Origin of the sequence: Flavobacterium sp. (genome assembly GCF_046317795.1) — a bacterium.
Lineage (GTDB): Bacteria > Bacteroidota > Bacteroidia > Flavobacteriales > Flavobacteriaceae > Flavobacterium.
Genome location: NZ_JBKCVI010000055.1, coordinates 1 through 7,421 on the forward strand (window position 1 = coordinate 1; position 7,421 = coordinate 7,421).

The 7,421-nt window shown below is 34.7% G+C and carries 6 protein-coding genes and 1 tRNA gene; 4 read left to right on the plus strand and 3 right to left on the minus strand.

All coding sequences use genetic code 11. The features are described 5' to 3' along the window. Positions 1 to 12: 12 nt before the first annotated feature. Together ACK5ON_RS03465 and ACK5ON_RS03470 are read right to left on the minus strand one after the other, a co-directional pair. Positions 13 to 264 (minus strand): GIY-YIG nuclease family protein, encoded by a 252-nt coding sequence (locus ACK5ON_RS03465; protein WP_409819909.1) that lies wholly within the window; start codon positions 262 to 264, stop codon positions 13 to 15. A 47-nt stretch (positions 265 to 311) separates the two neighbouring features. Beyond that, positions 312 to 391, minus strand: a tRNA-Leu gene (locus tag ACK5ON_RS03470). A gap of 357 nt (positions 392 to 748) precedes the next feature. Here ACK5ON_RS03470 and ACK5ON_RS03475 point away from each other — a divergent pair. The 4 genes from ACK5ON_RS03475 to ACK5ON_RS03490 all read left to right on the plus strand — a co-directional run bounded on the left by ACK5ON_RS03475 (position 749) and on the right by ACK5ON_RS03490 (position 3,929). Beyond that, positions 749 to 1,690: a ribose-phosphate pyrophosphokinase gene (locus ACK5ON_RS03475; RefSeq protein ID WP_409819911.1), complete on the plus strand. Its 942-nt coding sequence runs from the start codon at positions 749 to 751 to the stop codon at positions 1,688 to 1,690. 206 nt (positions 1,691 to 1,896) lie between these two features. Beyond that, positions 1,897 to 2,505: a 50S ribosomal protein L25/general stress protein Ctc gene (locus ACK5ON_RS03480; protein ID WP_409819913.1), complete on the plus strand. Its 609-nt coding sequence runs from the start codon at positions 1,897 to 1,899 to the stop codon at positions 2,503 to 2,505. Between the two features lie 79 nt (positions 2,506 to 2,584). Next, a complete protein-coding gene (pth, locus tag ACK5ON_RS03485; protein ID WP_409819915.1) occupies positions 2,585 to 3,256 on the plus strand; it encodes an aminoacyl-tRNA hydrolase in 672 nt (223 codons plus the stop codon). A gap of 157 nt (positions 3,257 to 3,413) precedes the next feature. Next, positions 3,414 to 3,929, plus strand: a complete 516-nt coding sequence (locus ACK5ON_RS03490) for a hypothetical protein (RefSeq protein ID WP_409819917.1) — start codon at positions 3,414 to 3,416, stop codon at positions 3,927 to 3,929. A 50-nt stretch (positions 3,930 to 3,979) separates the two neighbouring features. Here the strand turns inward: ACK5ON_RS03490 and ACK5ON_RS03495 are convergent, their stop codons facing one another. After that, positions 3,980 to 7,225, minus strand: a complete 3,246-nt coding sequence (locus ACK5ON_RS03495) for a reprolysin-like metallopeptidase (RefSeq protein WP_409819919.1) — start codon at positions 7,223 to 7,225, stop codon at positions 3,980 to 3,982. Between the last annotated feature and the right edge of the window lie 196 nt (positions 7,226 to 7,421).

Consider the following 7,421-nt stretch of genomic DNA (forward strand, 5'->3'; position numbering starts at 1 on the left):
GGCAGGTTCCGCCTATTGTCCTTGATTTTCTCTGATGATTCTTAATTTTTCCTTTCCACTTCCGCTTTTAAAGTATTTTTCTTTAATTCTAGCTTCAATTCTGTTGCCACATTTTTCAAAATAGATAAGTACGAAAGGAGAATAAGCCTTTGTCGTTTTATTTTTCCCTGTATTATGTTCAGATAATCGCCTTTCGATATTATCTGTTAAACCAACATAAATGTAATTTCTCTCCAAACTTGAAATAGCATAAACGTAATACATAAATGAAGTCTTTAATAAAAAAAGCTCCTCTTTTCAGAGAAGCTTTGTACCCGGAGTGGGAATCGAACCCACACACCTAAGTACACGAGTTTGAGTCGTGCGCGTCTACCAATTCCGCCATCCGGGCATTAATTGAATGGACTAATAAATACTAATTTTTAGAAAAAATTAATTAAATATAGTGCCATCCGGGCAATGGATTGGATGGTTTTATAAAGCTAATTTTTAGAAAAAATTAAATAAATAAACGCCATCCGGACAAAAAATCAACCGACTAATAAAGTCATTTGATTATTGATTATTATTAATTTGTGGGTGCAAATGTAAAAAATAAAATATCATTTTCTAAAAAAATACTCTAAAATATCCTTTCAGAGTTGGATTTAATTTCTAAATTTGCACCTCGGTAAAACGAACAACAACTAACTAACTACATTCGAGACACTTCTGCAAGGAATGAAACGGATAAAAACAACAAATTACAATGTCGCATTTAGAACCAGAAGCAAAGATATTTGCGTGTTCGCAAAGCGTCTACCTTGCTGAACAAATAGCTAAAAACTATGGCGTTCCGCTTGGTAAAGTTACGTTCTCAAGATTTAGTGATGGTGAATTTCAACCTTCTTTTGAAGAATCAATAAGAGGATTACGTGTATTTATTGTTTGCTCTACTTTTCCTAGTGCCGACAATTTAATGGAATTATTATTAATGATTGATGCTGCAAAAAGAGCATCAGCCCGACATATAACTCCTGTAATTCCGTATTTTGGTTACGCAAGACAAGACAGAAAAGACAAACCAAGAGTTCCGATTGGAGCAAAGCTAATCGCCAAACTATTGGAAACCGCTGGCGCTACTCGAATTATGACCATGGATTTGCATGCCGATCAAATTCAAGGGTTTTTTGAAAAACCAGTAGACCATTTATTTGCATCGACTATCTTTTTGCCTTATGTTAAAAGTCTTCAATTAGATAATTTAACAATTGCTTCACCTGATATGGGTGGTTCAAAAAGAGCGTATGCTTATTCTAAGTTTTTAGAATCGGATGTGGTTATTTGTTACAAGCAAAGAAAAGCTGCCAATGTGATTGATACGATGGAATTGATTGGTGAAGTGAAAGGAAGGAATGTGATTTTGGTTGACGATATGATTGATACAGGAGGAACATTGGCCAAAGCAGCTGATTTGATGATGGAAAAAGGTGCTTTGAGTGTAAGAGCTATTTGTACACATGCAATACTTTCGGGAGATGCCTATGAGAAGATTGAAAACTCTAAGCTTCTTGAATTGATAGTAACCGATTCTATTCCGTTGAAGAAAGAATCAAACAAAATTAAAGTGGTAAGTTGTGCGCCTCTTTTTGCAGAAGTAATGCATATGGTGCAACACAACAATTCCATCAGTGGAAAATTTTTAATGTAAAAAGAAAGCTGGAAGAAGGAAAAAGGAAGCTGGAAGATGGTCTAAAAGCTTTTGGCAAAGTGCGTTAGCGATTGAAGCGGCATCCTTTTTTGTAGCGTAGCGGAAAAAAAGATAGAGCGGAAAGCGCGGCGAAATCCCGATAGCTATCGGGAGAGCGCAACGCCCAGAATAAAGAATTTTTAATTATTAACTATATATATTTTACAATGAAATCGATTACGATTAAAGGATCAGAAAGAGAAAGCGTAGGCAAGGTAGCTACTAAGGCCTTACGTGATGCTGGAATGGTTCCTTGCGTTATTTACGGAGGAAGTCAACCAGTACATTTTGCAGCAGAAGAAAAAGCATTCAAAAACTTGGTTTACACTCCAAACGCCCACACGGTTGTAGTTGAGTTAAAAGATAAGTCTGCGAATGTTATTTTACAAGACATTCAGTTTCACCCTGTTTCAGACAAAATTTTACACATTGATTTTTTTGAATTAAATGAAAACAAAGAAATCATTATGGAAGTTCCTGTTAAAGTTACTGGTACTTCACCGGGTGTATTACTTGGTGGTGATTTGCGTTTAAACCAAAGAAGGTTAAAAGTGAAAGCGTTACCAAAAAATCTTCCTGATTATGTTGAAGCAAACATTTCTGAATTAGAAATGGGTAACAAATTATATGTTACTAAATTGGAAGCTAAAAATTTCAAATTGATGCACCCAGATAATACTGTTGTTGCTCAAGTGAAGATTTCACGTGCCGCTATGAAAGCCGCTCAAGAAGCAGCAAAAGCAGCAAAAGCTCCAGCAAAAGGAAAGAAAAAATAATTTTCAAACCCCTTATACAAAAAAGCATCAGTTCACGCTGGTGCTTTTTTTATGAAATCAAATTAGCTACTTTTGCCAAATGAAATGGTTAAACCGTTTATTCAAAAAAAAGAAAAATCTTGATGACTCAGAAGAAATAAAATCAGAGAGTCACGAACACCAGAAAAAACAATTTAATAAAGTGAGTAAAAAGTTTCTCATTGTAGGTCTAGGAAACATTGGTGCCGAGTATGTAAATACTAGACATAATATTGGCTTTAAAGTTTTAGATTATGTCGCTCAAAAAGAAAGCATAACTTTTGAAACGGCCAAATTGGGCACAATTACTGAATACACTATCAAAGGGAGAAAACTTATTCTCTTAAAACCCAATACCTATATGAACCTTAGCGGCAAAGCGGTTCAATATTGGATGGAAAAAGAAAATATTCCCAAAGAAAATATTTTGGTAATCACCGATGATTTAAACTTACCTTTTGGGACTATCAGAATAAAAGCGAAAGGCAGCGATGGCGGTCATAATGGATTAAAAAATATTCAATTAATTCTAAACACTACTGAATATCCTCGTTTCCGTTTTGGTATAAGCGATGAATTTAAAAAAGGGCAACAAGTAGATTATGTCCTTGGTGAATGGCATGAAGCCGAAAAAGTTAAATTAATGGAACGCTTTGTTATTGCAAAAGAAATCATAGAGTCGTTTGCCTTGGCTGGACTGAATAATACCATGAATTCATTTAACGGAAAATAATAACGGCGGGCTTTTGCTATTATTATTGTAAAGTAAAAGAATATGAAATCGCCATTAACTAGAAGTTTGCGCAAGCAAACACGTATGAGTAAAAAGGCGATACCACCTGCCTGTCGGCAGGCAGGTATGTGACCGCTAAAAAATAAAATTTACACATATGAAAAAATATTTGTTGATACCACTCGCGTTAGGGTTAACTTTTTGTAATAGTCAAAAATCTTCTGTTGCTATTAACTCCATAGATACTCTAAAATCGTGCCCTGATGATGGAAAATGCACTACAGAATTACTAAAAAACAAACGTATCGAAATCAAAAAAGACGATTTTGGTTCTATTTATTATCAAATTATTGACTCTCCAGAAACTTCAGTAATTATCTATCAATATAATCTAAACGTAGAAAAAGGTCTTCAAGATGGAAATTACAGGGAAGAAATACTATTTGAAATAAAAAATACGGATAAAAAAATAGCCCTTTCAGGAATTGATTTACAGCAAACCAAAATGCTTTTTGGAAGATTTTGTTTCTGTAAAGGACAAACTGGCTATTATAAAGTGGAACAAGGAACTCTAAATCTTATCTATAAAAAAAATGTTGTTGATTTTACATTAGATTTTACCGTTACTAAAGTGCCTCAAATTATTACAACAATTCAAACCACTATAAAATAAAAAAAGTCTTATTCTCTAAAAATAAGACTTTTTTAATAAACTGCTTTTGGTTATTTAACAATTATACGTTTCACTAACTTGTTGTCACCATTTGTAATAGAAACCAAATAAACTCCCGCTTGAATTGTATTTAAATCAATACTTTCATTAAAGTTTCCTGTATTAGAAAATTGATTTTTATAAATCTGTCTTCCTCTCATATCAAAAATAGCTACTAAAACATCATCACTATTATTTGATGTGAATTTCACTGTGAAGTTACCGCCATTTGGATTAGGATATAATGTAAAATCTTGTAAAGCATTCTCATTAACACCAAGTGTCGAACAAATATCTAAACTCCATGCGCTAATTGAACCGCCATCCAGATTAAATCCATCGGCCACCGTTAATGTCCAAGTTCCTGCAGAATTTTCTCCATTAAATGCTGATAATGGGCTATCCGGAGTTAAAGTCCCCGAAATCCCAGCAGGGTTTGGTCCGGGATTGCATATTAGAGTGGAACCCGAGTCGTCAAAAGTAGCCAATACATTAATATTCCCATTTTGAGGGTCACACTTAGCAGTAAACAATTCAACTGAAGTACCTGCTGGACTTGTTATTGTTACTGTTAAATCATTTATCCATGTATGAGGAATATTTAGATTTACATTTACATCGCTAATTATTCCACCTGAAGGAATAGTTAAAGTTGAGGTAACTGTAGGAGTTCCCGAAGCAGCAATAGCTATAGGTACATTTGTTGAAGCTACATTTCCACAATTTAAAGAACCTGTGGTAAATTTAAATACACTACTAAAAGTACCATTACCACAACTAGCATTTTTTGGTGAAACTCTCCAAAAGTAATCCGTATTTATATTTAGTCCTGTTGCTGTATAACTTGTTGATGTAACATTACCCGAACTGATAATAGTTGCAAAAGTAGTACTTGTAGCAACTTGAACATCATAAGAAGAGGCATTAGGATTTGCAGCCCAAGTAAGTGACAAAGTAGTTTGTTGATTTACAGCATTATTGACTGGCGAGGTCAAATTCATAACTGGAAAACTTGAACTAAATAAATCTAAATAAAAAGAAACCGTCTTAGTTGTTGCACCAGAAGTAGCATTAACCGTAATTGAGTAAAAACCAGCTGGACTAGATGCTGTATTACCTATTGTCATAACCACTGTACCATTAGCATTTATTGATGATGGTGCAAATGTAGCTGTAGCACCTGTTGGTAATCCAGTAGCTGTAAATGTAGTTGCACTAGTAAATCCACCAAGAGCCAAATAGGAAATATTATAGCTAACATTTGTTCCTTGACAAGTAGCTTTGTTTTGTTGTTCTTCAACGCCTGAAAAAGCTACAGAAAATGTTGAAGGAGCAGCTGTAATGGTAAAGTTAGTATTAGAAATATCATAAAAAATATGCTTATAACCTCTAACCATAATTCTTTTGGTATTTCCTGTATTGTTAGGAACCGTTATAATTTGTGATCCATCATTAGGCACTTTACTGGCTAAAATAATTGGATAAGTATTACCACCATCATTTGAGAGTAAAATATCTACAAAAGCCGCATTGATATTATTTGCCGTGGTTCCTGCCACTGTCCAAGTAACTGTTTGATTAGAGCCAGCAACCCAAGAAACAGCAGTATTGGGCACGTTAACTAAGAAAGGACCAACATTAGCTGTAGTTACCACCATATCGTCTCTATTGGTTTGTCCACCATTTGGTGATCTATTGTCGCGAACGGTTAAAGCAAAATTCATGGTTCTTGCTACAGATGGTACAACTTCCCATGTTGGTGTTAAATTATTAGCAATAACATCAGACAAACTAGGCATGTATCTTTCTGGAGAAGCAATAGGTGTATTTGATCTAAAATTTGGCCCAGAAGTAGATGTTGATAAAGGGGATTGGGTTGAAACTTCATTGTTTGTTTGTTCCCAGCAATACGTTAAAGAGTCATTGTTTCCATCTGTTGCAACTCCTGTTAATATAAAAGCCGTTGATCTTGGAATAGTATAATCTAATCCAGCGTCAACAACAGGTGCAAAATTACCGTTAGAAGTTGAAACTGGGCACGTTGTCCCTTGAATAATAATTTGTGCTTCTGCTAAACTAACAAAACTAAAATGGTCATCAGAATTACTTTGAACATCTGGTGCACAAATCCCTGCGTAACCCATTATTGTTGAGCCGCTTCCTGGCTCTACTGCGGTTCCGTCATTTCTATTTCCACCACATGCGTTGTTAAAAGTGTGATTACATCCAAACTGATGTCCTATTTCGTGTGCAACATAATCAATATCAAAAGGGTCACCTACTGGAGCTGGTGAACCAGTAATTCCTCTTGCTTTTTGTGAATTATCACATATGACTCCTAATCCTGCTAATCCACCGCCACCTGTGCTCACTGTGTGACCGATATCAAAGTTTGCAGACCCAATAATAGTAGTAATAGTGTTTTGACTTTGGGTAATTAATATTCCTGCATTGTTATTATTAAATGGGTCAGTCGTAGCATTTGTGTAAATAATTGAGGTGTTGTTAGCCACTAGAACAAATCTAACTGATAAATCACGTTGATATACTAAATTAATTCTATTAACGGTGGTTACAATAGCCGCTTGTGCTAATGCAACGGTTCCTCCATGAAAAGCGGCATATTCTCCAGTACAAGCAACTGCCAATCTGTATGTTCTAAACGTGCTGTCATTTGTTCTTTGCAAAGGTGTGTTTCGCTTAGAGTTAGTATTACTGCTTTTGCTACTTTCTTCTTCAAATTCACATTGAAAAATTCTTGAAGCGGTAATATCCGATTTTCTATATACAATAAAATTATTCAAATCAGAAGTGTAAGTATCAATATAAACACTACTTGAGCTTCCAGAAACTGTCATGGCATGTAACCCAAATGCTGTAAAGCTAATTCGCATACTGGCCGTTGGATCGTCAATTCCCACAGCGTAATAAGTTTTAATATCTGGGAATTGATCGGCCAATCCTTTTTCCATAATTGGTGACTCATAAAATGCATATTTGTCAAATCCCCCATCTGGATTCGGAAACGATAAAACAAGATTTGAGTTTTGTCCCGAACTGTCTAAAGGTGCAGCGGCTAACTGATTTTTCAATGCATTCAAATTAAGAGAATACAATTGGTATTTACTAGGCATGCTGGCACGATCCATTTTTGTTAATCCAGCTAGTCTTTCTTGGGAAACTTTATTCCAAAGGTTTGATTGTCCATAACTGTTTGCAAAAAAGAAAACAGTAAACAATAATAATACTTTTTTCATTTTATTAATATTTAGTATTCAGATGTAAAATATGTTATTAAAATATATTAATTTAAACCCGTTGGGTGTAATTATTAAAAACGTCAGTTCGAGTGTTTTTTGTGCATCTCGTCTTTTTGGACGAGAGGAACAAAAAATGTATCGAGAACCGTTTTTAATGAAATTTTTCTTGTTCTCGATACGATTTTCTATCGAA